Below are 26,372 nucleotides of genomic sequence, written 5' to 3' on the forward strand. Positions count from 1 at the left end.
CCAGGCCTCCCGGAAAATGACATTCCGGAAAGCCCATGGGCGATCACGAGCGCACGGTCGCGCCGTTTAGGAACCATTGCGACCCGAGCGGAACATTTTTGCCCTCTTTCGTGGTCGGAATGGTCCAAAACGAACGCTTTAACCGCGCGCTGTTACAGCAACACCATATCGACGCGGTGAACCACGCCGTTGTCATAGCGGGCATCGGCCTGCGTCACCGACCCCGCATCTCCGCCGGCCGACAAGGTCAGGCTGTCGCCGTTCACGCTCGCTTCGAGCGTTGCCTCGCCAAGCGTGGGCAGGCTGGCGCTTCCGCCATTTGCCGTAGCGGCCTTCCTGACGTCGTCGGAAAGGATCGTGCCGGGAAGGATGTGATTGCTCAGGATGGCGCCAAGCGCTTCCTTGCCTTCCTCGGTGCTGGCGTCGGGCAATGTCCCTTCAGGCAACGCCGCAAAGGCTTCGTCGCTCGGGACGATCAGCGTGTAGGGTGCAGGGCCATCGAGGATACCATCCAGCCCGGCCGCTGCCATTGCCCGGCCAAACTGGCTATCGGCACCGATCGCGTTGACGAGTTTGCCGCCTTCTTCTGCGATCTCGTTCCCAGCGGGATTTTCCTCGGATGCGCAGGCACCGAGCGCCAGCGCTGAAGCGGCCATAGCCGTAATCAGTATACGCATGAGTCTTTCCTTAGATAATGGCGTCGAGCACTTCGGCAACGATCAGCGTCTCCGGCTCCACTCGATAAATGTAGCCGTCGCTGTAGCGATACCAATCGTCATCATTGTCGTAGTAGCGATCACGATAATCGTACGGGACGTTGTAGACGCTGTAGCTGGAAGGCAGCGGCTGGCCCACGATCGCATCGCCCGTCAGCAACGCCGCGATCGACTGGATCAGCCGCGTCTCGGGATCGATGCGGTAGATCGCGCCGTCACCATAACGGTAATAGGGGTCGTCATAGTAGCCGCGATACTGCGTCGGCACATTGTAGAAATCATAAGGCTCGGGATAGTAGCTGCCGACCGGATAGAAATAACCCGGGCGGTCGTAGCGCGGAATCAAGCCGTCGATGATCCCGTTCGCACCGATCCGATAAATGAAGTCGTCACCCATGCGATAGCGATAGTCATCGTCGGGGTACCAGTTGGCATAGGCACCCCCGAGCAGCGAGCCGAGCAGCGATTCAGGCGCACGTTGGCCCCACAGCTTCTTGGCCTGGCCAGGGGGCAGGCAGCCATTGCGCTTCTTGGCGAGGCCGGGAGGGCAATCCGAATAGCGGCCGCCCCGGTCCCCGTAGCGGAACACATTGCGGTCGACTTCGCGGAAGATGCGATCGCCCAGATTCCCGTCATAGCGGCGTTCGCGATTACGCTCGTAGCGGTCTTCGATCCGGTCGGCGCGGCGATCCAGGCGGTCCTCGATACGATCACGCTCCCGGTCGATACGGTCTTCCATGCGGTCACGCCGCGTTTCGGCGCGGTCGCGATCGCGATCACGACGTTCCTCGCGCGCTTCCTGGCGGCGTTCACGCTGCTCTTCGCGGCGCTCCTGCCGGGCTTCGCGGCGTTCTTCACTACGCTCGGCGCCTGGGCTGTTGCCGTTGCCGCGTCCCTGGGAAAGTGCGGGGGTTGCGATAGCCATGGCCGCCACACCGGCGGCTAGAACGATATTCCTCATAGATACCTCCAGTTTACTGCAGGCAAAACGAGTATATGTGGCTGGCTGTTCCCTTAGGCGGCGGCTGGTTCTTCCACCCAATCATCGCGAATCCGCCGCGATGCGAGCCACATCAAGAAGGCGGCCACAAGGTAGAAGGTCAGTACCGCCAATGCGGCGTATCGAAGCGAATCTGCGCCATATTGTTCGCGCAAACCGTCCGAAATCGCGCCGATCAGCAGCGGGCCGACGCCAAGCCCGATGAGATTGTTGATCAGCAGGAATGCCCCGCTGGCGGTAGCCCGCTGCGCCGGGGCCACGAGATGCTGGATCGCTGTCGTTACGGGGCCGAGCCACAGAATGTTGAGCGCGTTGGGCACCAGCAACAGCATCCACACGACGACCAGGCTGTCCGCCATCAGTCCGGCGGCATAAAGCGGCGCGGTGATGAGCCAGGCTGCGGCCGGAAGCCAAGTGTACCAGCGCCGGTCTCTCGTCCCAAGCTTGTCGGCGAGATAACCGCCCATGAAGACGCCGATTGTACCGCCGATCAGCAAGAGCGAGCCGAGGAACTGGCCAGCGCCGACGAGGCTCATCCCATAGCTACGGATCAGGATCGAGGCGACCCAGGTGGCAAGCCCGTAACCGCACAGCGAGCTTAGCGAGGCACCAAACGCCATCAGCCAGAAGGACCGCTTCTTCGCGATCACGGGGAAGACCTTGCCGAGCGCGCCCAGCGTCGGTGCCGTAGTGCCCGGCGCGCGCGGTTTGTCGCGAACGACGAATTTGAAGATCGGCGCGAGAATGAGGCCCGCTACGCCCATGACGATAAAGGCCGTGCGCCAGTCAAACGCCGTGGCGATGTAGGAGCCGAGGATGGCGCCCGAGCCCAGACCGATGGGCACACCGAGCGAGAAGATGGCGAGCGCGCGGGCGCGCCGCTCGGGCGGGAAATAGTCGGCGATCAGCGCGTAGCTCGGTGCAACGCCGCCGGCTTCGCCGACGCCAACGCCAAGGCGGAACAGGAAGAGCTGCCAGAACCCCGCCGCGGTGCCGCACAGCGCGGTAAAGCCCGACCAAACGGCCAGCGCCCCGGTGATTACCCCCGAGCGCGAGGTGCGGTCGGCAAGCAAGGCCAGCGGTAGGCCGATCAGGCTGTAGACGAGCGCGAAGGCCGGCCCGGTCAGAACGCCCAGTTCGCTATCGGTAAAGCCCAGGTCGTTTTTGATCGGCTCGAGCAGGATGCCGAGGATCTGGCGATCAAGGAAATTGAAGATGTAGGCGAGCAACAGCATGGCCAGCACGAGACCGGCGCGGCCCTGGCCCTGTTGCTTGATGGTGTCGCTCGTCATTCTCGTCCCCTCCCGGCTTCACCCCCTGCTAGCGGGCAAAGCCGGGAGTGACTAGCGGCTAGAATTCGTAGCCCACGGTGAAAAGGATTTGCCGCGGATTGCCGTAATAGGCCGTCAGCGTGCCTTCCCGCCCCAGCGTCGGGATGGGCTGGTCGGTCATCGGATTGAGGATAAGCGCGCCGGTATCGGGATTTTGCGCAAGGAAGTTGTAGCCCGCGACGATATAGCGCTCGTCGGTCAGGTTCTTGCCGTACAGTCCGACCGTCCACTGGCCGCCGGGAAGTTCGTAGGTGATGCCGGCATCCCACAGCGCGAAGCCTTCCTGGTCGAGCGGGCTGGCCAGTTCGAACTGCTGGCTGTCGCCGCGATAGGACAGCGTCGTGTTGACGTAGAGGTCGCCGCCACCGACCGGCGCCGTGTAGGTCAGCGACCCCGACGCGGTGACATCGGGCGTATTCTGTATTTCGCGGCTGTCGGCGACGTTGATGCCGCGGCTGTCGATGAACGTCTCGAACTCGGCGTCGAGCAGACCCAGCGACCAGCCGAAGTTGAGACGGTCGGCGCCATAGTCACCAAACACCAGTGCATTGCCTTCGAACTCGAGGCCGCGGATGCGGGCTTCGGCGGCGTTGGTCGTCACCCCGATAAAGGTCTGACCGCCCATCCCGTCGGGGACGCCGACCGACCCTGGAATCTGCACGTCTTCATAATCAGCCTGGAAGATGGCAAGCGCGGCGTAAATGCGATCGTCGGCAAGATTGCCTTTCCAGCCAAGCTCGTAGCTTTTCACGGTTTCGGGTTCGAACGCGAAGAAATCGTAGACTTCGGCCTCGGTCACAGTGCCATTGCCGTCGAGGTCGGGCGCTGCGGTCGACTGGCCGCGCGGATCGAAGCCGCCGCCTTTGAAGCCTTCCGAATAGCTGGCGTAGAACGTGTGATCGTCGGTCGGCTTGAAGCTGATCGAGGCGCGCGGCGTGAAATCGGTGTCGATACGTTCGCCCTGGAAATCCGAGGTCGTGGCAAAAACCACGCCGGCACCGCCGAAAATGGGCGAGCCGCCGCCGAGATAGGTTTCGCGGAAGACCGTGCTGTTGCGCGTGTCTTCGGTGTACCGACCGCCGACCGAGACCGCGATCTGGTCGGTGACGTCGAAGGTCACATCGCCGAAGATGGCCCATGTTTCGGTCTGAACCTCGCCCTGCGTCAGCGCAGTCAAGCCGTTGAGCAGCGTGAACAGGCGCACGTCGAAGACGGTGAAGGCATCGGCATCGAGATAATAGCCGCCGAGCAGCCCCTGGACGCGCGCTCCTTCGTAGAGGAACTGGATTTCCTGGCTGAATTGCTCGTTCTCGTAGATCGCGGGAACGTCGAGATCGACTGCGGGAAGCGTATCGAAATCGATCGGGGTCGCGCTGTCATCCTTGCGCCAGGCAGTGATCGACCTGAAGGTCAGCGCGTCGCCGAGCGGTACTGCGAGGTTGGCCGAGATGCCCTCGGAAACGACTTCCTGCACCGGATCGGCAAGCCCGCCGCGCGTGTCATATTCATTGTCGAGCAGCGGCGCACCCGAGGCGAGGCCGGGGATGAGACGCGACCCGCCGCGCGCATTGCTGTCATCGTCGGTGCGATCGTAGGCAAGTCGCAGGAGGAAATCGATCTCGTTGCCGACCTCCGCGCTCACGCGGAAGGCAAAGATATCCTTGTTGTAATTCTCTTCACCGGTGGTGAGGTTTTCGCCGAAACCATCGTTCTGCAGGTAGGCGGCGGCCACACCGGCGCGGAACATTTCGGTACCGTAGCTGGCGCGCGCGACGATGTCGGTCTGGCCATAGCTGCCGATAGTGCCACGCACCGCGCCCGCCACGCCCTCGGGCAGGCGCCGGGTTACGTATTTGACTGCGCCGCCGATGGTGTTGCGACCATAAAGCGTACCCTGCGGGCCGCGCAGGACTTCGATCCGTTCGACGTCATAGATGTCGAGCACCGCGCCCTGCGGGCGGTTGAGATAGACATCGTCGAGATAGATGCCGACGCCCTGTTCGAACCCGGCGACCGGATCTTGCTGGCCGACGCCGCGGATGAAGGCGGTTAGCGTCGAGTTGGTGCCGCGCGAGGCTTCGAGCGTCACGTTGGGCGTCGTGTCGGCGATGTCGGTAATGTCGAGCGCCGCCTCGCGCTCGAGTTGCGGGCCGGCATAGGCAGTCACCGACAGCGGGACATCCTGCAACGTTTCAGCGCGACGGCGCGCGGTGATGACGATGGCCCCACCTTCTTCGGCTTCCTGAGCTGCTGCTGCGTCGTCATTTACATCCTGCGCATGCGCGGGCGTGGCGATCATCGCGGCGCCAGCCACCGATGTCATTAGAATCATCTTTTTCATCGAGAACCTCCCCTTTGTTCGCGGCTTATGCGGCGCAACGCGCCTACCGCTTTGACATGGCTCATAATGAAAGTTGAACCAAGTTTCAACTTTTGTTAGTGACAGTGGCAGGCTAGGGGTGCGGACATGGTAGAACCGGTTGAAAATTCAGTGAGATCGGGTTCGGCCAAAACACCGCGCACCCGCCGCGGTGAAAAAACGCGCGCAAAGATCCTCGATGCCGCACGGCAGGAATTCGGCGCCAGGGGTTTTGGCGAAAGCTCGATTGTCGGCATCACGCAGCGTGCCAAGGTCGCGCTCGGCACCTTCTACACCTATTTCGATTCCAAGGAGGAAGTGTTCGCGGCGCTGGTCAAGGACATGTCGGAACAGGTCCGCGATCATGTCGCCCCGGCGTTGGCGGACGCGAAAGGTACGATTGATGCCGAACGCCGCGCGCTCGCCGCCTTCCTCACCTTCGCGCGCGAAAAAAAGGAAGTGTACCGGATCATCGACGAAGCCGAATTTGTCGACCCCGAAGGCTTCGAGGCGCATTACCGCGCCACGGCCGCGCGCATTGCCGAGCGCCTAGAAAGCGACGACGTCGAACCCGCGATCGATGCGCTCGACGCCGAAGTCCGCGCTTGGGCAATCATGGGAATGAACGTGTTCCTGGGCTTGCGCTTTTCGGTCTGGGGCGACGAGGAGGCTGGCAAGGTTGCCGCTTCCGCCAACCGGCTGATTGCTGAGGGGTTGAAGCCGCGCTAGAGCGCCGCTGCGAGCGCGGCGAATGCGTCGATATCGTCCGCGTCGTGATAGAGCCCCAATCCGATGCGGATCACATCGCCGCGCACATCGGTAATGCAATGCTTGGCCTTCAAAGCCTCGCACCACTTTGCAGCGTCCGGATGGCGGTAGGCCAGGAAACGGGCATGCGGTTTGCCGTCGAGCGGATTGAGCAGCTCCGCTGCGCCGAACACGGTCGAATGCAGGGCTTCGATCGTCTGCGCCTGCAACGTGGCGACATGCGCATTGATATCCGCATTATCGATGCGCTCCTTGGTCAGCATGCCATAGACCGCGTTCCAGCGATACAGCGCCGACGGATCGAACGTCGCGCCCATGAATCGCATCGCATCGGGGGCGTACCCGACCATGCCGGGCGGCAAGGTGAGATCGTCGAACTCGGCGAACCAGCCCGTTATCGGCGGGCGTTCGCCAAAGCCCGGCGGGCAGCTCATGAAGCTCATTCCTTCTCCCGCCATGGCATATTTGTAGCCACCGCCCAGGAAAAAGGCCTTGTCGCTCAGCGCGCGCGCGAACGGATATTCGAGCGCCATGAAACTGTGATAGCCGTCGATCACCACCCAAGGGCCCGCGGGATCGGCGACCTCGCAGATCGGCGCGATCGGATCGACGATGCGGCCTGATCCGAACATGACCTGGCTCACGAAGATCAGGTCATGCCGATCGAGCCGCGCCGCGTCTGCAAATCGGTCCGCGAACGTATCAAAGGGTTCGACGTCGACCGTATCGACGATGATCGATCCTTCCTCGACCCACCGCGCAAACTGGCGGCGCGCCGAATGAAACTCGCCCGTGCTTGTCAGGATACGCAGCGGGCCACCCGCGCGTCGCGGACAGGCAGCGACCAATCGTACAAGAAGGTCGTGCGTGTTGGTCGCGAACACGATGCGGCGCCAATAATCTTCGCCGGTGCCCATTTGGGCTGAGACACTGGCGGCAGCCGAGGTCCAGACCTCGCCCATGATCTTATCCCATTTGCGGTCGGCCAATGCTGCCGCGTCTTCCCAGCATCGCACCTGTCCCTCGAAACTGGCATCGGGCCATAGGTGATGGCTGTGCGCCGCCATGTGCAAGCGGTCGGCAGCAAGGCTTTTGGTGAAGAGCCGCTTGTAGCTCATATGTCGGTTCGAAGATTCCACAGTGCGGGGAAGGCGCGCTTCGACAGCGTCGACTTGAGATATTCCGCGCCTGCCGAACCACCGGTTCCGCGCTTGAAGCCGATGACGCGCTCGACGGTCAGCACGTGCTTGTGCCGCCACGCTGCCAGCGCGTCGTCGAGATCGACCAGCTTTTCGGCAAGCCCGTAAAGTTCGAGATTTGCTTCGGTATTGCGATAGACATCGAGCCAGCTGGCCTGGATTGCCTCCTCGCTCGACACGTCGAACCCGGCCCGCCCGAGTGCTTCGTTGGCCTCGTCCCACAGGCTCGGTTTTTCGAGCGCTGCTTCGAGTTGCCGCCGCTCGTCGCTGCCGTCCTCGTAGTTCTTGAGGAAGGCCGGGTTCTTGATGCCCAGCCGGTATTCCATCATCCGGAACTGCCATGACTGGAAGCCCGACGCCGTACCGAAATGATGGCGGAATTTCATATAGTCGGCGGGCGTCAGCGTGGTGAGGATGTCCCAGCTCAGCGTCATGACCGATTGAATTCGGCTGACCCGGCTTAGCGCCTTGTGCACCAGCGTGAAGTGGCCGCGGTGCAGCTGATCGATGGCGTAATCGACTTCGAACAGGATCTGCTTAAGCCACAGTTCCTTCGACTGGTGGATAATGATGAAGAGCAATTCGTCATGATGCTCGCTGTGCGGCACCTGCGCGCCGAGCACTTCATCAAGCCGAAGATACTCGGCGTAGCTCATGTCTTTGGAAGGTACCGCGGTCATGACAGACCGCTTAGGCTATTGCGCCGCCGCGCGGCAAGCCGCCTTAGCGGCCGCCCGGACCACCGCCGGGAAGGCCCGCCTGACCGACCTGGCCGATACCGCCGAACAGTTCATCGAAGAAGCTGCGTTCGCGGCCCAGCGTCGGCGTTTCCGCGCTGCTCGGGTTGATAGCGACTGCGAGTTCGGGGCCGGTTTCGTTGACCGCAACGACGTTGCCCGCCGCATCGAACGATACCGCGATGACCTTGCTGTCATCGAGGCGCGGGCGACGGAATGCGAACTGGTTGGTCGTGCGGCTGACATAGTACCACTGGCTGTCATCGAACTGCCCCACGAAGGTCGGGCGGCCCAGCGTGGCTTCGACCGAGGCCTTGTTGTCAACGCCCGGGGCAATCGCCTGCACCAGTTCGGTCGAGGCGATATAGCCCGACGAGTCGCGCACACCCGCGCAGCCGGTCAGCATGGCTCCTGCCACTACACACGTGAAAATTGCCCGCTTCGACACCATATCGCTCACTCCATTGACGGCTCCACCCTTGCGGGCCGCTGAATGGGCACATATGCGGGCCGAGGGCGTTAGCGCAAGGCCTGAAGAAGGTGACGAACCGATGATTCGACGATTCATGTCCATGTTCCGATCATCCGATGCCGCGGATGCCAGCGCACCCTATCAACGACTGGTCGAACTGGCGCGCGAACCGGTCTGGTATCAGTGCGGTAATGTCGCCGACGACATGGACGGGCGTTTCGCGGTGCTGTCGAGCCTGGTGGCGCTCGCCATCCTGCGGCTCGAGGACGGCGACGAAGATGCAGTGCGCGGTTCGGTGGCGCTGACCGAGCAATTCATTACCGACATGGATGCGCAGATGCGCGAGATCGGTTTCGACACGACGATTGGCAAGCAGGTGCGCAGCCTGGTCGGCGCGCTGGCAACGCGGGTCGACCGCTGGCGCCGCGCCGAGGAAGGCGAAATCGACTGGGAAGATGCCACCTTGTTCAGCGTGTATCGCGACAAGGATCCGGGCGAAGCGACGCTGACCTTTGCGAGCGAGAAGTTGCGCAGCTTCCGCGAGCATCTCGACGGATTTGGCGATGAGGACATCATGCGCGGGAGCTTTGCGTGATGGACACGCTGTCGCTGGCGAATATCCGCGATGGCGACCATCGCGACTTTAGGGCCAACGAAGCCGAACGCGAAGCGATCGCCAAGCGGTTGGGCCTGTTGGGGCTCGAGCGTTTCGAGGCCAACGTGACACTGTCGAAGGACGGCCAGAAGATTGATGCCACGGGCCAGGTGCGCGCCAAGGTCACTCAGGCCTGCGTGGCCACCGGCGAGCCCGTCGCCAGCACGATCGACGAACCTTTCACGCTTCGGTTCATTCCCGAGCCCGATGTCGATGCCGACGAAGAGATTGAGCTCGGGCAGGACGAGTTGGACGTTATTTTTCATGACGGGACCACCATCGCGCTGGGCGATGCGTTGGCCGACACGCTGGCGCTGGCGCTCGACCCCTATCCGCGCTCGCCCGAAGCCGAAGCCCATCTGAAAGAGGCTGGCGTCCTCAGCGAAGAAGAAGCCGGCCCATTCGGCGCGCTCGCCGATCTGAAGCGCAAGATGGAAGGCGGCGACTAGGCCGCCAACGTTGCCCTAGAAGGGCACGTCGTCGTCAAGATCGTTGTCGAAAGTCGCAGGCTGCGGGCGTGACTGCTGCTGGCCGCCGCCTCCGCCGCCATAGCCGCCGCTCGACTCGCCGCCGCCATAATTGCCGCCGCCCCCGCCTTCGCGCGGATCGAGCAGTACGAGTTCGCCGCGGAAGCGCTGCAGCACGACTTCGGTCGTATATTTGTCCTGTCCCGACTGGTCCTGCCACTTGCGGGTCTGCAATTGGCCTTCGAGATAGACTTTCGAGCCCTTGCGCAGGTAATTCTTGGCGACCCGGCCGAGATTTTCGTTCCAGATCACGACATTATGCCATTCGGTGCGTTCCTGGCGGTTGCCGTCGCGATCCTTCCAGCTTTCCGACGTAGCGACGCGCAGGTTGACGACTTCGCCGCCGTTGTTAAGCGAGCGCGCTTCGGGGTCCGCCCCGAGATTGCCCACCAGGATCACCTTGTTCACGCCCGCCATATTCTCGTCCTTCGCTTTGTATATTTCGCATCTTGGATAGGCAGTGGAGCGGCGACTGTCACCATGGTTTCGCGCCTTTTATCCGATGGAAATGCGAACCTTTTGGCCATATGGCCGTTGCCCGCGCAGCGCGCGAAAGCGTGTACCAGTCGTCACACTTTCCGGAAGTCATGAAAACTATTGCAGCCTCCCTACTGGCCATCGGTCTGGCGACCGCGACGCAGGCGTTCGCGTCCGAGCGCGGGGTATCGGGGGGTGCGCCGGTTGCTACGCGTACATTCACGCCCGAAGATTTCGCGGTGTTCGCGCCGCGCACCGCGCTCGACATGGTGCGGCAGATCCCAGGTTTCTCCATCAACTCGGGCGATGACGGCGCGCGCGGGCTGGGCCAGGCCGACCAGAACATTCTACTCAACGGAAAGCGGGTCTCGGGCAAGTCCAACGACGCCATCACCACGCTTTCGCGCATCGAAGCGTCGAGTGTCCTTCGCATCGAACTGCTGGAGGGCGCGAGCCTCGATATTCCCGGGCTGTCGGGCGAGGTCGCCAACATCGTCTATAAGGTCGACAGTTTTGGCGGCACCTTCGAGTGGCGCCCCCAGTTTCGCGAGCGGCTGGACGACAACTGGTTTGCCGGCGAAGTCGCATTGTCGGGCAAGCTCGGCGGTTTCGATTGGACCGCGAGCCTTGCCAACGACGCCTTCCGGCGCGGAAATTTCGGGCTCGAAATCGTCGAGGATGCTGGCGGCAACCTGATCCTGACGCGCGACGAGCTTTCGACATTCTACGGCGATCGTCCGCGCCTTACGCTGGGCGCCTCGCGCACCGCGGCAAGCGGCAACATCTTCAACATCAATGCGGTCGGCGAGATTTTCTGGTTCGACCGCATCGAAACCGGGTTCGAACAAATCGTCGATGGTGTCAGCGGCGATCGCCGGTCCGAACGCGCGCAGGACCAGTGGAGCGTAGAGATTGGTGGCGACTACGAATTCGGCCTGGGAACCGGCCGGATGAAAGTGATCGGTCTCTACGGGTTCGAACGCGAACCCTCGATCAACGACTTCATCTATCTCGCCCGCATCCCCGATGCGGCCGACGAAGGGCGTCGCTTCGAACAGGACAGCGACGTCACCGAGATCATCGGGCGCGCCGAATATGGCTGGGCCGCATGGGGCGGCGATTGGCAAGTCAGCATCGAAGGCGCGTATAACAAGCTCGACAGCGAGGGCCGTCTGTTTGTCCGCGATGCGCTTGGCGTGCTCCAGCCTGTCGACTTCGGGGGCGCCACCGCCACTATCGATGAAAAACGCGCCGAGGGCTTCGTGTCGCACAGCCGCGAGCTTGGCGGCGGACTCGCGATGCAGGCCAATCTGGGCGGCGAATATAGCCAGATCGATGCCGGCGCAGCCGATGGTGCGCGCTCGTTCTGGCGACCCAAGGGATCGCTGGTGCTCGATTGGGCAGCCTCGCGCGACCTAACGCTCAGCGCGCGGTTCGAACGCACGGTGGACCAGCTCGATTTCGGGCAGTTCCTCGCTTCGGTCGACGTCACCGACGATCTTGGCCGCGACCAGAATGTCGCGCTCGTCCCGCCGCAACGCTGGACCGCCGAGCTCGAAGCTGTCGCGGCGCTCGGCGATTACGGGTCGCTGCGCCCCTTCATCCGTGCCTCCGTCATCGAAGATGTCATCGAGATCATCCCCGTGGGCATCGACGGCGAGGTGCTCGGCAATGTCGACGCAGCGCGCATCTGGTCGCTTGGCAGCAACGGGACCTTGCTGTTCGATCCTTTCGGCTGGACCGGCGCTCGGCTCGATTTCGAACTGGCCTTCTCCGGCTCGTCGATCGAAGATCCGCTGACCGGCGCGAACCGCGAGCTCAGTGGCCGCGAACTGATCGACGTCGAGGCCGACCTGCGCCACGATATTCCGGGAAGCGACATCGCGTGGGGCGGCGGGTTCTCCTTCCGCGAAACGGCAAAAGAAGTGCGGCTCGGCAACATCGACAATCGCTACGATACCGGGCCCGATATCTATGCCTTTGCCGAGCATAAGGATGTTGCTGGACTGACCGTACGCCTGCGCATTGGAAACCTGCTCGATCGGCGCGACGGATTCGAGCGTTTGCTGTGGGATGGAAGGCGCATCGGACCTTACGGTATCCGCGAATCTCGCGAACGTCGGTTCGGACGCACCATCGAATTTAGCGTGCGCGGCACCATCTAATCAGTTTCACTTCGAGACTACAGATGTAATCGAGCGGTTCCAGCCGCCCGTTTGTCGAAGCGGGCTGGTTGTCGCGATCCCATGATGGTGGTGCGGACTTGGCGTCCCCAGCGCCATGGGAGAGGAAAGTATGAACTTCAGATCGGTTTTGCTGGCTACGGCTGCCATCGCATTGGCGGCGCCCGCGCTTGCCCAGGAAAGTGCACCCGTCGATCCCCAGGAGGGCGAAGCGGACATCACATCGACGCCCGTCGACGAAGACCTCGTCACCGACGCAGCCGCGGCCAACGCCCCGCTGGCCGCGCGAAGCTTCACGCCCGCCGACTTTACCCAGTTCGCGCCGCAAAACGCGCTCGACATGGTGTCCCGCATACCGGGCTTCACCATCCAGGGCGGAGACCAAGGCAATCGCGGTTTGGGCCAAGCCACCCAGAACGTATTGATCAATGGCCAGCGCGTGTCGGGCAAGAGCAACGATGCGCGTGATGCCCTCCGGCGCATCCCGGCCAACGCGGTCGAACGGATCGACATCGTCGATGGTGCCACGCTCGCAATCCCGGGCCTGTCGGGCCAGGTTGCCAATATCATTGCCGATGCCGGCGGATGGTCGGGCAATTTCACATACCGCCCCCAATTTCGCCGCGATCACGAGGCGCGACTTTTGGGCCTGGAGATCAGCGCCAGCGGCAAGGTTGGTAGCAACGATGTCAGCATCGGTTTCAAGAACGACCAGTTTCGCAACGGCAATGTCGGCCCCGAAGTACGCCGCAATGCCGACGGCGACATCGTGCGCGTCGTCGAAGAAGAGGCGACTTACTTCGGTGACCGACCGACCATCACCGCATCTCTCGCCCGGACCGCAGCCAATGGTAACATCCTGAATCTCAATGGCAGCGGGCAGCTCTTCTTCTTCGACCGCGAGCAGGTAGGCTTCGAAGTCGCAGCAGACGGGAGCACCGCGCGCGAACTAAACTTCGGCGGCGAAGATGAATGGAATTTCGAGCTTGGCGGTGATTACGAGTTCGGCCTTGCCGGCGGGCGCCTCAAGCTGATCGGCCTGCGCCGCCTGGAAAGCAGCGAATTCTTATCGGTGTTCGAACGACGGAAAGATGAACCAGGCGCCGTGCTTCGTGGCAGTCGCTTCGAGCAGGTCATCGACGAGGCCGAGACCATCGCGCGCGGCGAATATAGCTTTGCGGGCCTCGGCGGAGACATGCAGGTCAGCCTCGAGGGGGCCTATAACAGCCTTGATGGTTCGGCAGAACTGTTCGTCCGCAATAGGGCAGGCGAAGAAGTCGAGGTTCCATTGCCCGGCGCCAATGCACTAGTCGAAGAAAAGCGCGCCGAATCGATCGTCAGCTACGGGCGCCCGTTGGCCGAGAACCTCACGCTGCAGGCCAGCCTCGGCGGCGAATTCAGCGAGATCAGTGCAGGCGACATCACGCGCAGCTTCGTGCGTCCCAAAGGTTCGATCTCGCTGGCGTGGAAGGCCGCCGACGATCTTACCGTCAACGCCAAGGTCGAGCGGCGTGTCGACCAGCTGAGTTTTTTCCAGTTCTTGAGCTCTGTCGATGTCACCGACGATACGGACGACCGTTCGAACAATTTCGAGCTGGTGCCGCCGCAGCGCTGGCGCGCCGAACTGGAGTTCGTCAAATCGCTCGGCGCGTGGGGCTCGATCACGCCCGAAATCCGCATCGCCTCGATCGAGGATACGGTCGAAGTCATTCCGATTTCGCCCACCGAACAGGCGTTGGGCAATCTCGACAGCAATGCCTTCGTCATCCAGGGCATCCTCGAAGGAACGCTACTGTTCGACCCCATCGGCTTTGACGGCGCGCGGTTGAATATCTTCATGATCGCAACGGAGACCAGTGTCGAAGACCCGCTGACCGGCGATAACCGCGACATCAGCGGTGTCGGCCGCTTCTTCACCGAACTCAGCTTCCGTCACGACATCCCGAACAGCAATTGGGCATGGGGAACAGGTCTCGAATTCAATGACCAGGCGCCCAACGTGTCGCTCGACCAGGTCTCGCGCGGCTACGCTTCGGCGCCCTTTGGCTGGCTATTCGTCGAGAACAAGGACGTGAGCGGGATGACCGTTCGCGCCAGCCTGATGAACATCTTCGACCAGCACGACCGGTTCGAGCGCACCGTCTACGTCGACCGCCGCGATGGCCCTATCGCCTTCAGCGAATATCAGGACCGCGATTTTGGCCCGATTTTCGAATTGACGATTACCGGCAGTATCTAGCGAACGGGATAGCGCAAGCGGCCGAGGAAGCGGCTGATGCTCGGCCGTTCCTGCCTGGTCCAGTGCGCCTTGAGCTTTTCGAATTTCCCGACGTCGGCCAGTCGCCGGTCGAGAAACGCGGCGGTCTCCGCCCAGTCTTCGCTATCGTCGTCGAGCCACGCCAGCAGCGTCGCGCCATAGACGCCCGACAGGATGATGCGCTTGGTGTAATGGTTGTAGTCGGTCGACGTGTCGCCCGCGAGCCGCCACATCGCATCGGCACTGCGCCAACCCGTCTTCACGCCAAGCGGGATATTTTGCGGCGCCGCCAGAATGGCAAGCGCACTGCGCACCGCTTCCTTGGCGGGCGCAGCGATTTCAAGGCGCTTCCAGATCAGCCAGCGGATCCTCTTGGTCATGCCGAGTGTATCGAACTCGTCGCTCGCCGCCGCGGCTTGCGCCATCGCCACGTCGACCGCTTTAATCCACGCGTCGACCATCTTCGACGGCGTATCGGGGAACGCGAGCAGCGCTTGTTCGACCGGTATGTCGTGCTGCGCCGCTGCGGCTTCGATTGCAGCCTTGCTCCACCCATCAAACACCGCGTTTTCAGCAACGGACAAAGCGAGTGTCTGGCGAATCTGGTCGAGCGGCGAAGTCATGCGGCCAATGTGGGCCTTGCCGCGCGCGGGCGCAAGCGGACCAGGACCAAAGCAGTAGCGACAGCGATCGCGCCTGCCCAATCGGTCGGCGTAAAGATCTCGCCGTAGAAGAACCATCCGATCGTACCCGCTACGACGGGCTGCGACAGCAAGGCCACACCGACCACCAGCGGTGGCAGTCGCCCGATCGCGTACACCAATATACCTTGCCCGATCACCTGGCTCGACAGCGCCAGCACGAACAGGATCGACCAATCGCCGGGAATAGGATTTTCGCCCAGCACCAATGCGCTCGGCAGCAGGAAGGCGGCGCCAAAAGCGCTGGCCCAGATGATGACGGCCAGCGGCTCGGTTGTCTTGCGGACCCGGTCGACGCCGATGAGGTAGCCCGCGTAAAGCAGTCCTGCGAACAGTGCGAACACATCGCCGCGCACATTCTCAAGCCCGAGTTCTAGGCTGCCCGATAGCAGCAGCACGGTGCCGAGTACTGCCAGTCCCAGCCCAAGAATCTGCGCCATGCTGGGGCGCACCTTGGCGATCCACAGTCCGTAGAGCGCGAACAGGAAGCTCCCGGAATTCCCGAACAGGACGGCGTTGGCCATCTTGGTCAGCATGATGCCGTAGTGCCAGAGCCCGAGGTCCGCCGCGAAGAAGAAGGCCGCCGCGATGACGATGACCACCACCTTGCGCGACGGCAGGCGTATCTCCTTGCCCAGCATCAGTGCGATTGCAACCAGCATCGGAACCGCCAGCGCCAGTCGCCAGAAGGCAGCGGACACCTCACCGACGTCGGCCAGCCGCACCAGCCATGGCCCGAAGGCAAGCGCGGTCGAGCCGACGAGCAGCGCAATGAACGGGATGGTGGTGGATCGCGTATCCATCGATCGGCGCATGAACCAGTCACGGCTGTGAAACAAGCGGGCTCCATGCCAGTTGATGGCGAAAGGAGAATTCATGCCCGATCTGTTCGATCCCGTCACGCTCGGTTCAATCGAGTGCCCCAATCGTATCGTCATGGCCCCGCTCACCCGCGGGCGCGCCGATCGCGACGGCGTGCATGACGAACTTGCCGTCGAATATTACCGCCAGCGCGCCGAAGCCGGCCTGATCATATCCGAAGCCACTGGCATCTCGAAGCAAGGGCTGGGCTGGCCTTATGCGCCGGGGCTCTGGTCGGAGGCGCAGACCGAAGGCTGGAAGCCGGTGACCGAGGCTGTCCACCAGGCAAGCGGGCGTATCGTCGCCCAGCTCTGGCACATGGGGCGGCTGGTTCATCCCTCGATGGGCGGCGGCACACCTTTGTCCGCAAGCGCCACTCAGGGCCCGCACCGGCTGCATACGTTCGAGGGCAAGCAGGATGCGGTCCAAGCGAAGGCGATGACCAAAGATGATATCGAGCGCACCATCGCCGACTATGTCCGCGCCGCCGCCAACGCGATGCGCGCCGGGTTCGATGGTGTCCAGATCCACGGCGCGAACGGCTATCTGATAGACCAGTTCCTGCGCGCCAACGAGCGCGATGACGACTATGGCGGCAGCGCCGAGAACAAGTGTCGTTTCATGGCGCAAGTCACGCAGGCGATCGCCGACGAAATTGGCGTGCAGCGCACCGCGATCCGCTTGTCACCCATCGGCGAGGTCAATGGCTGCGACAGCGATGAGCCTATCGCGCTGTTCACAGCAGCCGCCCGCGCGCTCGAGGACATCGGCATCCCGTGGATCGAGATGCGCGAGCCTGGCAGCGAATCTACATTCGTCGCATCCGACACCGATCGCGTCAGCCCGCACATGGCCAAGGTCTTTTCGGGCAAAATCGGTCTCAACAGCGATTTCACTTTCCAGGAAGGGCAGGCATTCGTGCGCAGCGGCCAATGCGACTTCATTGCGTTTGGCCGCCCGTACATCGCCAATCCCGACCTTGTCCGGCGCTTCCGCGACGGCGCGCCGCTCAACGATTGGGATCCCAAGACCTTCTATTCGCGCGGGCCCGAAGGCTATATCGACTACCCCAGCCTCGAAGAGGAGCGCGTCTGATGAAGAAGAAATGGCTCATAGGCGGCGGTCTGGTGCTCGGGCTGATCGCGGCTGGTGGGTGGCGGCACTATATGCGCGAGAAAGCGACCGCCGAACCCGACTTCTTGCCGGTCGATGAGGATGGCGTCTTTTCAGTTCGCGACTATTTGCCCGTGTGGATTGCCGAGACGTTCGCGACGGGCACGCGGCGCGAGGCGATCCGGGCGGGCTTCCGCACGCTGGCAGACTATATCTTCGCGCGTAGCCATGACGGTGACGAAATCCCGATGACCTCGCCGGTTCTGGAAAGCCACGACGCGGGCGACCGCTGGCGGGTAGCCTTCGTCATGCCTTCAGGCGCGACAAGGGAGAGCCTGCCCGAACCGCCGCCGGGTGTATCCTTGCGCAAGGTGCCTGCACGGCGCGTCGGCGTCGTCTGCTTCAGCGGTGCGCTCGGCGAATACGACCTTCAGAAGGAAGAGGACCGTCTGCGCGGATGGCTCGCAGCCAAGGGATACGACCTCGTCGGCGGCAAGCCCGAATATGCGTTCTTCAACTCGCCGACCATTCCCGGGCCGCTACGCCGCAACGAAGTGTGGCTGGAAATCGCGCTGGAAGCGCCGGTCGGCAACTAGCCGCGGAATTTTTGCTGAAGGTCGAGCAAGGCGAGCGCCGCCTTGGCCGCCTCACCGCCTTTGTCCTTGCGTGCAGGATCGGCGCGCGCTTCAGCCTGGGCGCGGTTTTCGACCGTGATGATGCCGTTACCGATCGCAATCCCGTCCATGGTCAGCGCGAGGAGCCCGCGCGCGCTTTCGCCGGCGACGATTTCGAAATGATAGGTTTCGCCGCGAATGACGACGCCGATTGCCACGTAGGCGTCATAGTCGCCGCTTTCGACCGCGAGCGCGATCGCCGCCGGCAATTCGAGCGCGCCGGGGACCGTCACCGTTTCGTGGGTATGACCGGCTGCATCGAGCGCCGCGCGCGTGCCCGCGAGGAGCTGGTCGTTGAGGTCGGCGTAGAAACGCGCTTCGGCGATCAGGACGTGTGCCATCAATTGGTCCCCCCGATGGGCCGTTCTTCGACGATGGCGAGGCCATAGGCGTCGAGCGCGACGGGTGAATGTTTGCTGTTGGTGAGGAGGATCATGTCATGCACGTCGAGCGCGGCAAGGATCTGCGCGCCGATTCCGTAACTGCGCAGCGCCTCGCCGGTCTCGGTCGGCTTGCCCGAGCGCAGGTTGGTGGCGCGGCTGAGGCTCCCCGCGTCGGCGGCGTGCAGGGCCACGACGACGCCCGCGCCCGCTTCCTCGATCATCTTCATCGATCCCGAAAGTTGCCCGGCGCGCGGCCCCTGCTCGCCAAGGACGTCGGCGAACAGATCAAGGCTGTGCATGCGAACCAGTGTCGGCTTGTCGGGATCGACATGGCCGTGGACCAGCGCCATCTGCTCGCTGCCATTGGCCTTGTCACGAAATACCTGCGCATTCCACGCGCCGCCGGTCTGCGAGGTGAAGCGAGTCTGCGCGACCTCTTCGACCATGTGATCCTTCTTTAGCCGATAGGCGATGAGATCGCGGATGGTGCCGATCTTCATGCCGTGCTTGGCGGCGAAATCGATGAGGTCGTCGAGCCGCGCCATGGTGCCGTCATCGCGCATGATCTCGCAGATCACGCCCGAGGGATTGAGCCCTGCCAGCCGCGACACATCCACCGCCGCTTCGGTGTGGCCGGCACGGACCAGAACGCCGCCCGGCTGCGCGGTGAGCGGGAAGACATGGCCCGGGCTGACGATGTCATCAGGACCCTTGGAAGCGTCGATAGCCACCGCGATGGTGCGCGCGCGGTCGCCCGCGCTGATCCCCGTGGTGACGCCTTCCTTGGCCTCGATAGAAACGGTGAAGGCGGTCTGCATGCTTTCGCGATTGTCGCTCGCCATCGGGGGCAGTCCAAGCTGGTCGACCCGCTCCTGCGTCAGCGACAGGCAGATGAGCCCGCGCCCGTGCCGCGCCATGAAATTGATCGCATCGGGTGTTGCCATCTGCGCGGGGATGACGAGGTCGCCTTCATTTTCGCGATCATCGTCGTCGACGAGGATGAACATGCGCCCGTTGCGCGCTTCCTCGATGATTTCCTCGGCACCGACCAGCACCTTCTCCTTGCCCAGAAAGCTCTCGAGCCGACCAAGCGTATCGGCGGTGGGGTTCCAGTCATCGGCGCCCAGCTTGCGCAGGCTGTTGGGATGGAGGCCGGCGGCGCGGGCAAGCCCGGCGCGGCTCATCTCGCCAGAATCGACGAGGGTGGTGAGACGGTCGATAATGTCCATGATCGGGCCGCTATCACACTAAAATGTGAAGCGGCAACCCCAAGAATCACATTTATCTGGCGGTCATCCGCTGCAAATAGCGCGCCAGCACGTCGATCTCGACATTGAGCTCACGCCCGGGCGCCAGATCGTGGAGCGTCGTTTCGTGCGCCGTGTGCGGGATCAGGTTGACCGAGAAACGGGTCTCATCACCCTCGTCTTCGACGCGATTTACCGTCAGCGAAACGCCATCGAGCGTGATCGATCCCTTGGGCGCGATCGCCGCGCCAAGGTCTCGTGAAACCACGATCGTCAAATCGTGACTGTCGCCCACCGGTTCCACCGCGACGATCTTGGCGACCTCGTCGACATGGCCGGTAACGATATGCCCGCCAAGTTCGTCGCCGACCTTGAGCGCACGCTCGAGATTGAGCTTCGCCCCTTCTTCCCACAGCCCGCTCGCCGTCTTGCTGATGGTTTCGCCGCTGACGTCGACAGCGAACCAGTCATCGCCCTTATCGACGACCGTAAGGCACGCGCCCGAGCAAGCAATGGAGGCGCCCAATGCCACGCTACCCATGTCATAGCCGCAGCCGATGACAAGCCGCGTATCGCCGCGCTGCTCGACGGACCGGACGGTGCCGATATCGGTGATGATCCCGGTAAACATTATCGCTGGCGCTCGTAGACTTCGAGGCGGTCGATGCCAAGCTGCTTCTCGTCCGCAGGTAGCCAGCGGCCGTGCGCGTCGGCGATGGCGTCGAGGCCGATATAGCCGACGCTGCTCTTGCCTTCACCGATCAGGATGGGGGCGCGGTAGATTAGCATGCGATCGACGAGGTCGGCCTTGAGGAAGGCGGTTGCCGCGCCCGAACCGCCCTCGACCAACAGATCGTTGACGTCGCCAAGGTCGAACACGTCCTCGGGCCTGCGCAGGATGGTCCAGTCATTGGGTGCCAGCGTGGTCGACAGCATGGCGCGGCGCGGACTTTGCGGTTCGAGCCCGGGCAAGCGCACGTCGAGCGAGGGCTGATCGGCCTCGTACGTGCCGCGCCCGACAAGGATCATGTCCGAGCGCGCGCGCTCGAGATGCACGTGGGCGCGCGCATCCTCCCCGGTGATCCACTTCGATTCCCCCGATGGCAGCGCGATCTTGCCGTCGATCGACAACGCAAGCTTTAACGTGATGCACGGACGTCCAAGTTCAATGCGGGTCAGGAAGCCGCGCATGGAACGGCGCGCTGCCGCCTCCTCAACCCCCGTTGCGGTCTCGACGCCCGCATCGCGGAGCAGCGCCAGTCCCTTTCCGGCGGTCCGCGGATCGGGGTCTTCGAGCGCTGCCGCGACTCTCGATATCCCGGCAGCCGGGATCAGCTTTGCGCATGTCGGGCCACGGTCGCTGTCGTGCGCGCAGGGTTCGAGGCTGGTGTAGAGCGTCGCGCCCTTGGCGGCATCGCCCGCCGCCGCGAGCGCTACCGCCTCGGCATGGGGACGCCCGCCGGACTGCGTCGCGCCCTCGCCGACGATTTCACCATTGTTGACGATCACGCAGCCAACATTGGGGTTGGGCGCGGTCGATCCGCGCGCGGCAGCTCCCAACGCGATCGCGCGGGCCATGAAAGTCGCGTCAGTTGATGTCATCCATCCCCACGGCGTTGGCGAGATCCTGGTAGGTTTGCCGGCGTTCGGCGGCGCGGCGTTCGGCCTCGGCCTGGTCGCGCTGCTGGTCGGCGATGATTTCCGCGTCGCTACGGTCGGCGTTCCAGCTGTCCGTGTAGATCACGATCGGCGCGCCTTCGGTATTCACCTTGCTGTCGACGAAGAAGAGGATCAGCACGATGCCGGTGACTAGTAGCGCCAGCGTCAGGCCGATGACCTTTTCGCGATCCTGGTTGACCAGGAAGTTCTTGAGATCGCGCCACACGGCCTTGGGGCCGAAGACGGGTGGAAAGACGGACATTGCGTATAAATAGGGCGGGGCAGCGACATGCGCCAGCCCCGCCCTTCGGCTCGCAACTGGAGGGGGCTGCGGGCCTAGCCTTCCAGCTCGAAGCGGAGGCGAATCGTCTTCACGCTTTCGATCTTCTGGTCGCCTTTCATCGCCGGGGCATAGCGCCAGACCTTGAGGATATGGCGCCGCGCCGCGTTAAAGAAGACGCGGTCGACCTCACCTACCGGCTCCACCTTGGTGACCCGGCCATCGGCGCCAATCGTAAGTTTGAGCGGGAGGATGGCTTCATCGCCCATCCGCACCTTCGAGGCCGGATAGGGCGGGCGGGCGCGATCCGGCGGCGTCAGCAGGCTGGCTTCGGTCGAGCGGATCTCGACTAGCGGCGGGCCCGGATCGGGCGCCACGATGGTGCCGATGTCAGCGGTCATCGTTAGCGGCGGCGCATCGACGATCACCGTCGAGGCGGTCGTCCCGCTGATAGGCGGCAACTGCTGGATTGGTGGCGGATTGGTGATCTGCGACACGGGCGGCAGTACCGGTCCTTCGGGCACGGGCTGGGGTCGCACTTCAGGAGGCGGGGGCGGCTCGATCGGGATGTTGTCGATGATCGTCGTGCCGTAGTCGGATGGGACAACGAGGTCGGGATTGACCGTCAGCAGCACGGCAAGGCCGGCAGCATGTAGTCCGATGACGGTGGCGAGCGCCTTGGGGCTGATCCGTTGGCGGGGACGCGGGGCATAGGCTGGCATATCACTCTCCTCCTCCTCTGAGGTAAGTAATGATACATCATAACACGATGAATGCAAGCTTACCGTAGCGTAAGCGTCGCTCCGCGCTGAGCGAGCCTATGGGATTTGCAGGCGTTTGATCGCCTTCTTCTGTCCGATAATTGGTAGCAGCGCCGCCATTTCGGGCCCCGACGTCTGGCCCGTCAGCGCGAGTCGCAGCGGCATGAACAGGGCGCGTCCCTTGCGCCCGGTTTCTTCTTTCAGCGCCGACGTCAGCGACGTCCATGCGTCGGCATCGAAGGTGATGAGCCCCGCGATCCGCGCGGCGGCATGCAGGTAGTCGCGGTCTTCGGGATCGATCGCGGGCGGATCGATGTCGCCGTGCAGAATGTCGACCCATGGTTCGACATCGCGCAGCGTCTCCAGATTGCCGCGCAGAGCATTCCATTCGGCCTCGCCAATTTCCTCGGACAGGCGATCGGCCACGGCAGCATATTCGGTTTCGTGGAGCAGCTTGGCATTGAGCAAGGCAACTTCGTCGAAACTGAACTGCGCCGGCGCGCGGCCGAAATGCCTGAAGTCTAGCCCGCTCGCGAGGTGCGCAAGGTTCCTCACCGGCTCGACCGGCTGCGACGTACCGATCCGCGCCAGCAGCGACAAAAGCGCCATCGGCTCGAGCCCGCGTTCCTGCATTGCTTCCACGCCTACCGAGCCCAGCCGCTTCGACAACTTGCCTTCGGCCGCGACCAGCAGGGCTTCGTGCGCCAATTGCGGACGGCCTGCACCCAGCGCGTCGAACATCTGAAGCTGGATCGCGCTGTTGGTCACGTGATCCTCGCCGCGCACGATATGCGTGATGGAAAGGTCGATATCGTCGACCACGCTCGGCAGCATATAGAGCCAGCTCCCGTCTTCGCGGCGCACGACGGGATCGCTGATCAGCTTGGGATCGAATTTCTGCGGCCCACGGACAAGATCGGTCCATTCGATCGAAGCGTCGTGCTCGAGCTTGAAGCGCCAGTGCGGCGAGCGACCCTCGGGCGGAGGCTCGGCGGAATCCTTGCGTTCGTAAATCGGCGGCAGGCCGCGCCCCGCCAACACCTTGCGACGCAGGTCCAGCTCCTCGGGCGTCTCATAACAGGCATATATCCGTCCGGCCTCGCGCAGGCGCTCGAACGCTGCCTCATAAAGGTCGAAGCGCTCGGACTGGCGCGCTTCCTCGTCCGCCGTCAGTCCCAGCCAGCCAAGGTCCTCGCGGATTTTCTCGACATATTCGGCCTTGCTTCGCTCCGTATCGGTATCGTCGATGCGTAGCAGGAATGTGCCGCCCTCGCGGCGCGCCAGCAGGTAATTGTGCAAGGCCGTACGAATATTGCCGACATGGAGGCGACCCGTGGGCGCAGGAGCAAAACGTGTCTTCATGGCGCGCTCTCTACGCATTGCGGCCTATTGGGTGAAGAGGGTGATCGTTCCACCGGGTCCGTCGAGCACCAGCGACCCATCGGGTAGACGGTACGCCCATTCGGCACCCTGCAGTGCCTGCTCCATCGCCTCTTCGCCGGGTGTCCATCCGCGCGCGCACATCAATTGCGGCTCATCGTCGGTGACGGGCGGCGGCGGCACGAATTCCATGCCCTCAAGGACATAGCGTCGCTCGAACCAGATGCATTGCGACTGGATGCGGATCGTGTCGCCGGTGATCGTCGCGGTCGGCGTCCAGGCATCGTCGAATTCTTCGCCATTGATACCCGCTACCCGCCACTCGCCTTCAATGTCGACGGGCGGGGTCGCCCCAATCGGCAGGACTTCGACGTCATCGTCGAGCGCGTTGACGGGCGCATCGGTGGCATTGTCCACCTCGTCAATGCTGGGTGCATCGGGCGCGGACGGCGCGCAGGCGTTGAGAAGCAAGACGAGTGCAACCGCGCGCATCACCGCGCTTCGAGCTCGATCGCACCCCCGGAACCCGAGATATTGATGCGATCGCCCATGTCCATCGCAATATTGGCTTTCGTCATCACGTCGGCCACGCCGTTCTCGAAGGTCGTCGGGTCCGCCGCGCACCCACCCGACAACCCCGATACGGGGGCGAAGGTGATCGCATTGCCGTTGAGCTCATAGTCCCAGACCATGCGGGCGCACGGGCTGGTGATCGCGATCTGGCTGCCGTCGATCGCGGCGCTCATTGCCGTGCTCGCGGGGAGCGGCGCATTGCGGTAGCTCACCACCTGGTAATTGCCCGGCAACTCGAGGCTTGGCGCGGGCGCCGCCTCCTCGACGGGTTCGGGCGCGGGCGCGGGCGCTTCTTCCGCTTCGCAAGCTGCGAGCATCAACAATGGCAGGGCAAATGCGATACGGATCATTTTCCGGTCCTGAAATGGTTCGTGATAGGATAACGCCTGTCGCGCCCGAAGTTCCGCCCACCAATCTTTACACCGATGGGGGCCTGGCGGCGCTTATACTCTGCACGCAGCACCAGCTTTTCAATTTCGGCCACCGTTTCGATGTCTGCGCCAGTGCGCTTGGCGGTCGCGGCAACAGAGATTTCGTCCTCGATCAACGCTTCGAGGATGCGGTCCAGCGTCTTGTAGGGCGGCAGCGAATCCTCGTCCTTCTGGTCGTGGCGAAGCTCGGCCGTCGGCGGTTTGGTGATGACGCGCTGGGGCATGACCGGCCCATTGGGGCCGAGCGCGAGACGCGGCTTCACGCGATTGCGCCAGCGCGACAGTTCGAACACGGTCGTCTTGTAGACGTCTTTCAGCACCGAATAGCCGCCCGCCATGTCGCCATAGAGCGTAGCGTAGCCGACGCTCATCTCGCTCTTGTTGCCCGTGGTCAGCAGCATCGGGCCAAAGCGGTTGGACAGCGCCATCAACGTAACCATGCGCAGGCGCGATTGGATATTTTCTTCGGCCAGCCCCGGATCGGTGCCGCGAAACGGCTCCTCGAGCATCTTTTCCATCGTCTCCACGCCGGGCTTGATTGGCACGATGTCATATCGGCAGTCGAGCATTTCGGCGCAGGCCTTGGCGTCTTCGAGGCTATGGTCAGAGGTATATTCGGACGGCATCATCACGCACCAGACATTGTCCGCACCTAGCGCATCGACCGCGACCGCTGCCGACAGCGCGCTGTCGATCCCGCCTGACAGCCCGAGGATCACGCCCCTGAAACCGTTGCCATGCACATATTCGCGCAGGCCCACCATCATCGCGTGATAAGCATCCTCTGGATAAGGATCGAGATCGGCTTTCTCGCCTTCGGCACAATACCAGCCGTCCTCACCCTTTTCCCATTCGGTCATCACCATCCGCTCGTCCCAGTCGGGCAACTGGACGGCGATCGAACCACCGACATTGACGATGAAGGACGAGCCATCGAATGCCAGCTCATCCTGCCCGCCGACGCGATTGAGATAAGCAAGCGGCAACCCCGTCTCCTTGACGCGGTCGCGTACCTGACGCTGGCGGATCTCATCCTTGTGCAACTCGAACGGCGAGCCGTTCATGACGAGCAGCAACTCCGCGCCCTGATCGGCGAGATGCGAGCAGACGCGTTCTTCCCAAATGTCTTCGCAGATCGGCAGGCCGATCTTCACACCGTTCCATGTTACCGGATCGGGTAACGGCCCCGGGGCGAAGATGCGGTGCTCATCGAAGGTGCCGTAATTGGGCAGTTCATGCTTGGCCCGCTGCGCCGCGATGCCGCCATTCTCCGCGAAGAATACGCCGTTGTAGACGCCGCCGTCGGCGGCGAATATTCCGCCGAAAATGATCGGGGGTCCGCCGTCGGACGTGGCATCGGCAAGGTCTTCCGCAGCATCCATCGCGCGGCGGACGAAGGCGTTTTTCAAGGTCAGGTCTTCGGTCGGATAGCCGGTAACCTGCATCTCGGGAAACATGACCAGATCGGCGCCCTTTGCCGCCGCTTGTGCCCGCCATTCGAGCATGCGTTCGATATTGCCCGTGAGGTCACCCACGCGCTGGTTCATCTGGCAAAATGCGATGCGTAATTTCATGCTACCGCACGTAGCCATGCGAACCCTTCACCACAAGCTTGCCCTTTGGCTCTA

General features: G+C 63.0%; 27 protein-coding genes. 7 read left to right on the forward strand and 20 right to left on the reverse strand.

Annotated features, from left to right (window positions below; translation table 11 throughout):
- Nucleotides 1-152: 152 nt before the first annotated feature.
- The 4 genes from NUX07_RS00900 to NUX07_RS00915 form a co-directional block, all read right to left on the reverse strand.
- Nucleotides 153-677 (reverse strand): fasciclin domain-containing protein, encoded by a 525-nt coding sequence (locus tag NUX07_RS00900; protein WP_265528131.1) that lies wholly within the window; start codon nt 675-677, stop codon nt 153-155.
- 10 nt (nt 678-687) lie between these two features.
- A complete protein-coding gene (locus tag NUX07_RS00905; RefSeq protein WP_265528132.1) occupies nt 688-1,641 on the reverse strand; it encodes a hypothetical protein in 954 nt (317 codons plus the stop codon).
- A gap of 89 nt (nt 1,642-1,730) precedes the next feature.
- The gene (locus NUX07_RS00910; RefSeq protein WP_265528133.1) at nt 1,731-3,008 is read right to left on the reverse strand and encodes a spinster family MFS transporter; all 1,278 of its coding nucleotides are present in this window, start codon (nt 3,006-3,008) and stop codon (nt 1,731-1,733) included.
- A gap of 58 nt (nt 3,009-3,066) precedes the next feature.
- Nucleotides 3,067-5,388 carry a TonB-dependent receptor gene (locus NUX07_RS00915; protein ID WP_265528134.1) on the reverse strand — a complete coding sequence of 774 codons (2,322 nt, stop codon included), beginning with the start codon at nt 5,386-5,388 and terminating at the stop codon, nt 3,067-3,069.
- Nucleotides 5,389-5,514: 126 nt separating this feature from the next.
- Here NUX07_RS00915 and NUX07_RS00920 point away from each other — a divergent pair, with 126 nt between their 5' ends.
- Nucleotides 5,515-6,135: a TetR/AcrR family transcriptional regulator gene (locus NUX07_RS00920; RefSeq protein WP_265528135.1), complete on the forward strand. Its 621-nt coding sequence runs from the start codon at nt 5,515-5,517 to the stop codon at nt 6,133-6,135.
- On the opposite strand, the gene NUX07_RS00925 is transcribed toward NUX07_RS00920, so the two are convergent.
- Genes NUX07_RS00925 through NUX07_RS00935 form a run of 3 tightly spaced genes read right to left on the reverse strand, consistent with a single transcriptional unit; the run spans nt 6,132 to nt 8,516 of the window.
- Complete coding sequence (locus NUX07_RS00925) at nt 6,132-7,292, reverse strand: kynureninase/PvdN C-terminal domain-containing protein (RefSeq protein WP_265528136.1); 1,161 nt, start codon at nt 7,290-7,292, stop codon at nt 6,132-6,134. The genes NUX07_RS00920 and NUX07_RS00925 overlap by 4 nt on opposite strands.
- Nucleotides 7,289-8,053: a tryptophan 2,3-dioxygenase gene (locus tag NUX07_RS00930; RefSeq protein WP_265528137.1), complete on the reverse strand. Its 765-nt coding sequence runs from the start codon at nt 8,051-8,053 to the stop codon at nt 7,289-7,291. The genes NUX07_RS00925 and NUX07_RS00930 overlap by 4 nt, the downstream gene beginning before the upstream one ends.
- Before the next feature lie 43 nt (nt 8,054-8,096).
- Complete coding sequence (locus NUX07_RS00935; protein WP_265528138.1) at nt 8,097-8,516, reverse strand: outer membrane protein assembly factor BamE; 420 nt, start codon at nt 8,514-8,516, stop codon at nt 8,097-8,099.
- Between the two features lie 145 nt (nt 8,517-8,661).
- Between NUX07_RS00935 and NUX07_RS00940 the strand changes: the two genes are divergently transcribed.
- Together NUX07_RS00940 and NUX07_RS00945 are read left to right on the forward strand one after the other, a co-directional pair.
- A complete protein-coding gene (locus tag NUX07_RS00940) occupies nt 8,662-9,177 on the forward strand; it encodes a ubiquinol-cytochrome C chaperone family protein (RefSeq protein WP_265528139.1) in 516 nt (171 codons plus the stop codon).
- Nucleotides 9,177-9,686 (forward strand): YceD family protein, encoded by a 510-nt coding sequence (locus NUX07_RS00945; RefSeq protein ID WP_265530719.1) that lies wholly within the window; start codon nt 9,177-9,179, stop codon nt 9,684-9,686. The genes NUX07_RS00940 and NUX07_RS00945 overlap by 1 nt, the downstream gene beginning before the upstream one ends.
- Before the next feature lie 15 nt (nt 9,687-9,701).
- On the opposite strand, the gene ssb is transcribed toward NUX07_RS00945, so the two are convergent.
- Nucleotides 9,702-10,181 carry a single-stranded DNA-binding protein gene (gene ssb / locus NUX07_RS00950; RefSeq protein ID WP_265528140.1) on the reverse strand — a complete coding sequence of 160 codons (480 nt, stop codon included), beginning with the start codon at nt 10,179-10,181 and terminating at the stop codon, nt 9,702-9,704.
- Between the two features lie 170 nt (nt 10,182-10,351).
- Between ssb and NUX07_RS00955 the strand changes: the two genes are divergently transcribed.
- Nucleotides 10,352-12,406: a TonB-dependent receptor plug domain-containing protein gene (locus NUX07_RS00955; RefSeq protein ID WP_265528141.1), complete on the forward strand. Its 2,055-nt coding sequence runs from the start codon at nt 10,352-10,354 to the stop codon at nt 12,404-12,406.
- Nucleotides 12,407-12,536: 130 nt separating this feature from the next.
- On the forward strand, nt 12,537-14,663 hold the full coding sequence (locus tag NUX07_RS00960) for a TonB-dependent receptor plug domain-containing protein (protein ID WP_265528142.1): 2,127 nt from the start codon (nt 12,537-12,539) through the stop codon (nt 14,661-14,663).
- Here the strand turns inward: NUX07_RS00960 and NUX07_RS00965 are convergent.
- Both NUX07_RS00965 and NUX07_RS00970 read right to left on the reverse strand, forming a co-directional pair.
- Nucleotides 14,660-15,304 (reverse strand): COQ9 family protein, encoded by a 645-nt coding sequence (locus tag NUX07_RS00965; RefSeq protein ID WP_265528143.1) that lies wholly within the window; start codon nt 15,302-15,304, stop codon nt 14,660-14,662. The two genes, NUX07_RS00960 and NUX07_RS00965, sit on opposite strands and share 4 nt — an antisense overlap.
- Nucleotides 15,301-16,260 carry a DMT family transporter gene (locus tag NUX07_RS00970; RefSeq protein WP_265528144.1) on the reverse strand — a complete coding sequence of 320 codons (960 nt, stop codon included), beginning with the start codon at nt 16,258-16,260 and terminating at the stop codon, nt 15,301-15,303. The genes NUX07_RS00965 and NUX07_RS00970 overlap by 4 nt, the downstream gene beginning before the upstream one ends.
- Here NUX07_RS00970 and NUX07_RS00975 point away from each other — a divergent pair.
- Entirely contained in the window at nt 16,259-17,338 is a 1,080-nt protein-coding gene (locus tag NUX07_RS00975) for an alkene reductase (RefSeq protein ID WP_265528145.1), read from the forward strand. The genes NUX07_RS00970 and NUX07_RS00975 overlap by 2 nt on opposite strands.
- Entirely contained in the window at nt 17,338-17,952 is a 615-nt protein-coding gene (locus NUX07_RS00980) for an SOUL family heme-binding protein (RefSeq protein WP_265528146.1), read from the forward strand. The genes NUX07_RS00975 and NUX07_RS00980 overlap by 1 nt, the downstream gene beginning before the upstream one ends.
- Here NUX07_RS00980 and ribH read toward each other — a convergent pair.
- The 10 genes from ribH to NUX07_RS01030 all read right to left on the reverse strand — a co-directional run bounded on the left by ribH (nt 17,949) and on the right by NUX07_RS01030 (nt 26,318).
- Nucleotides 17,949-18,371, reverse strand: a complete 423-nt coding sequence (ribH, locus tag NUX07_RS00985) for a 6,7-dimethyl-8-ribityllumazine synthase (RefSeq protein WP_265528147.1) — start codon at nt 18,369-18,371, stop codon at nt 17,949-17,951. The genes NUX07_RS00980 and ribH overlap by 4 nt on opposite strands.
- Nucleotides 18,371-19,642, reverse strand: coding sequence for a 3,4-dihydroxy-2-butanone-4-phosphate synthase (gene ribB, locus NUX07_RS00990; RefSeq protein ID WP_265528148.1), 1,272 nt, complete (start codon nt 19,640-19,642; stop codon nt 18,371-18,373). The genes ribH and ribB overlap by 1 nt, the downstream gene beginning before the upstream one ends.
- Before the next feature lie 52 nt (nt 19,643-19,694).
- On the reverse strand, nt 19,695-20,291 hold the full coding sequence (locus NUX07_RS00995; RefSeq protein ID WP_265528149.1) for a riboflavin synthase: 597 nt from the start codon (nt 20,289-20,291) through the stop codon (nt 19,695-19,697).
- Complete coding sequence (gene ribD / locus NUX07_RS01000) at nt 20,291-21,238, reverse strand: bifunctional diaminohydroxyphosphoribosylaminopyrimidine deaminase/5-amino-6-(5-phosphoribosylamino)uracil reductase RibD (protein ID WP_265530720.1); 948 nt, start codon at nt 21,236-21,238, stop codon at nt 20,291-20,293. Before ribD ends, NUX07_RS00995 begins: the two co-directional genes overlap by 1 nt.
- 10 nt (nt 21,239-21,248) lie before the next feature.
- On the reverse strand, nt 21,249-21,581 hold the full coding sequence (locus NUX07_RS01005; protein WP_265528150.1) for a hypothetical protein: 333 nt from the start codon (nt 21,579-21,581) through the stop codon (nt 21,249-21,251).
- Between the two features lie 74 nt (nt 21,582-21,655).
- Nucleotides 21,656-22,321, reverse strand: a complete 666-nt coding sequence (locus tag NUX07_RS01010; protein ID WP_265528151.1) for an energy transducer TonB — start codon at nt 22,319-22,321, stop codon at nt 21,656-21,658.
- 96 nt (nt 22,322-22,417) lie between these two features.
- Entirely contained in the window at nt 22,418-23,722 is a 1,305-nt protein-coding gene (locus NUX07_RS01015; RefSeq protein ID WP_265528152.1) for a glutamate--tRNA ligase, read from the reverse strand.
- A 24-nt stretch (nt 23,723-23,746) separates the two neighbouring features.
- Nucleotides 23,747-24,232, reverse strand: coding sequence for an META domain-containing protein (locus NUX07_RS01020; protein WP_265528153.1), 486 nt, complete (start codon nt 24,230-24,232; stop codon nt 23,747-23,749).
- Nucleotides 24,232-24,663, reverse strand: coding sequence for an META domain-containing protein (locus NUX07_RS01025; protein WP_265528154.1), 432 nt, complete (start codon nt 24,661-24,663; stop codon nt 24,232-24,234). The genes NUX07_RS01020 and NUX07_RS01025 overlap by 1 nt, the downstream gene beginning before the upstream one ends.
- Nucleotides 24,660-26,318 carry an NAD+ synthase gene (locus NUX07_RS01030; protein WP_265528155.1) on the reverse strand — a complete coding sequence of 553 codons (1,659 nt, stop codon included), beginning with the start codon at nt 26,316-26,318 and terminating at the stop codon, nt 24,660-24,662. Before NUX07_RS01030 ends, NUX07_RS01025 begins: the two co-directional genes overlap by 4 nt.
- Nucleotides 26,319-26,372 lie beyond the last annotated feature (54 nt).

Source organism: Sphingomicrobium marinum, assembly GCF_026157105.1.
GTDB classification, from domain to species: domain Bacteria; phylum Pseudomonadota; class Alphaproteobacteria; order Sphingomonadales; family Sphingomonadaceae; genus Sphingomicrobium; species Sphingomicrobium marinum.